Source organism: Streptosporangium sp. NPDC087985 (genome assembly GCF_044741965.1).
GTDB lineage: Bacteria > Actinomycetota > Actinomycetes > Streptosporangiales > Streptosporangiaceae > Streptosporangium.
Map to the genome: position 1 here is coordinate 9,186 of NZ_JBIUTQ010000041.1, position 2,787 is coordinate 11,972.

Annotated in this window: 1 protein-coding gene; it reads right to left on the bottom strand. The window is 64.0% G+C overall.

All coding sequences use genetic code 11. From position 1 onward, the window contains the following. A partial coding sequence (locus ACIN94_RS32310; RefSeq protein ID WP_400714676.1) for a tetratricopeptide repeat protein occupies positions 1 to 2,204 on the bottom strand: 2,204 nt, incomplete at its 3' end. Positions 2,205 to 2,787 lie beyond the last annotated feature (583 nt).

Sequence of the window (2,787 nt, forward strand, 5' to 3'; positions counted from 1 at the left end):
CGCATTCGGGCTAGAGCGCGTAGTGCGTTGGTGTTGCCGATGTCGGTGGCTGCGCGGGCTAGTCGCTCAGCCCCTTCATGGTCGCCAGCTCTTTCCCGCATTCGGGCTAAGACGTACAGTGCATCGCTGTTGCCGAGGTCGGCGGCTGCGCGGGCTAGTCGCTCAGCCCCATCCTGTTCGTCGGCCTGTTCCAGTTGCTGTGCCAGGGTTCGCAGCGCGAATGGGTCGCTGGCGTCGGCGGCTGCGCGGGCTAGTCGCTCAGCCCCATCCTGTTCGCCGAGCTGTTTTCTAGCCTGGGCTAGAGCGCGTAGTGCGTTGGTGTTGCTGGCGTCGGTGGCTGCGCGGGCTAGTCGCTCAGCCCCTTCGCGGTCGCCAGCTTGCTCCCGCAGTTCGGCCAGGGCGTACAGCGCATGGCTGTTGCCAGTGTCGGCGGCCAGTAGGTATAGCCGCTTAGCTTCTTTCTGGCTGCCGCTCTGCTTTCGTGCTCGGGCTAAGTTGTACAGTGCATCGCTGTTGCCGATGTCGGCGGCTGCGCGGGCTAGTCGCTCAGCTCCTTCATGGTCGCCGACCTGATCCCGTAGCCGGGCCAAGGCGTGCAGAGCATGGTTGTCGCCAGCGTCAGCGGCGCGTTGCCACAGAGCAAAGGCATGACGGTAACGTCCTCGATCGTCTGCGGCCTGAGCGAGAGCGGTATGGTCTCTTGAGGTAGCAGCGTGGCGGGTGGCGGCGTCCCAGAACCCAGCCGGGGGACATACCAGACGGCGGGCTTGAGCGCCGTGTTGTTCCAGGTAGTCGGCCAGCCGGTAAAATGGTTCACCCCTCTCCCGACTTGTCGGAACGAAGGAGGTGCCGGGGCGAGACTTGATCCGAGTCAGTGGAGGGCGGGCCCCGCGACATGGCAGTGGGTCAGTCAGGTAGGCGAACGCCTTCTCCAGCCAGTCATCGGCCAGCAGGTCCCATTGGTCGTCGCTGAGGTAGCCGGCGGCGGCTTCTTCTAGCAGCAGCCGCGGCAAGGTGGCCTCGTGCCCGAGCCGACGAGCATCCATTGCCGCGTGCAACAGCGCCCGGGCCGCGAGGGCGGCCTTGTCATAGCGCTCGATCAGGGCGGGCCCGCCAGCTAGGTACTGAGTCAGCGCTCCCGATGAGGCATGGCGCAGAGCTTCGGCCAGCCGTGGATCCTTCTCCGCAGTGACGGTGGCGGCGTCAAGGTCAGAGCCAGTGAAGGCGTCCGGGATGCGGATGCTGACATTTTTGAGCAGGTCACGGGCTTGGGCGTGCGGATCAGGCTTGCCGGGAGTAGGGACAGCGGTCAGAAGGTCCCAGTATTGTGGCCACAGGGTGCCCAACACCAGCACTGGACCTCGCTTGGGGCTAGCCAGCAGTTCACGTATCCCGGCGGCGACCTGCTCGCCTGTTGTGCTTACAGGAGTGAGCAGGTAATGCTGGGCTTCGTTCAGCCAAACCACGGTGTGCGGGCCAACATTCTCCAGATCGGTCAACGCCGCCTCAGGCCGATCTGGGCGCAGCGGATGCCACAGCCGCCACGGCGGCGGCAGGTGGCGCACGGCCTCCCAGCAAGTGCGGGTCTTGCCAGTGGAAGATCCGCCGACTAGCACTCGCATGCGAACATCGCCGTGATCGCGGACCTTCTGCACTACAGCGGCCAAGGCCTCATCGTGGGCGCGGTTAATGTAGGCGGGCAACGTGTCCAGGCCCATGCCGACCGCGCCAGCGTCGATCGCCGGATGCACTTCCAGATCAACCGCTCGCACCTGCTTGATTGGCCGCCCCGGACCGTGCAGGTCTGTACCTTCCCAGGCAGAGCTTCTTTGGTGCACGTTTCGCTGGTCTGCTGGTGGCGCGATGACAGGGCGTACCGGCAGCGGGCAGGTGATTGGCCGGGTGTTTTGCGCATCGTCGTAGGCCTGCTTCCAAGCCGACATGGTGCCCAGTACCGCGTCGGGATGTCCGCGCTGATCGTCTGCCACTTTGCATCGGTAGGCGGCCAGCAGCGGCTCTACTTGGGTGTTCCAATCAGGCAGCCTCGTACGCCGGCCACCGATCAGGCTTTCCACTGTGCTCTGGGAGATCCTAGACTGGCGGGCCAGCCATGCGGCGGAAGGATTCCAGGCCATCTCGCGCGCCTGTTTGAGGTACCCGATGAAAGTTCGCCGACCCTCTGCGGGCGACGGCTCCTGTTCCACGAGCCTACCTCCGTTCACCCTAGGGGCAATCGGCTCGCCGCCACCGATCTAGATGTCCTAAGCCTAAATACGCTTCCGGAGACCATGGGTGAAAGAGATGATCTCGTCACTATCTCGCACAGCTTGAGGGTGAGGCGATTCAAGGGACCCGGGATTACCCGGAATGACCTTGGCCCCTCAGGGAGGGTTGGTACAGCAGTGCCGTACAGCAACACCGCCTTACGTGATCACACATCCCCGACCCGTATCTACCGTCTGACCAGCACATGAGCCGTGTGACGTGCATGCTGCCCTTGGCTTGTAAAAAGTCTTCCTGTCCCTTCCGGTGACGCCACACAGGCGTGAAAATTGGCACGGGTTGCCCGCCGAACGCCGGTTCCTTCTGGGGATACAAGCCCGTTAAACAGTCTGGCGTCGGGGCCCGACCAGATGGGTCACGCACTGTCGCTTTGAGCACGCCGGTCAGAATGTTCGGTTCCCGACCGAGGCCCCCGGGCATCCCACGGCCTACCTCCTTCAATGGTGCAAGGGAGACGATCCGCCAAGTGGCGATGAGACAACCGCAGCAGATCCCTGACGAGCA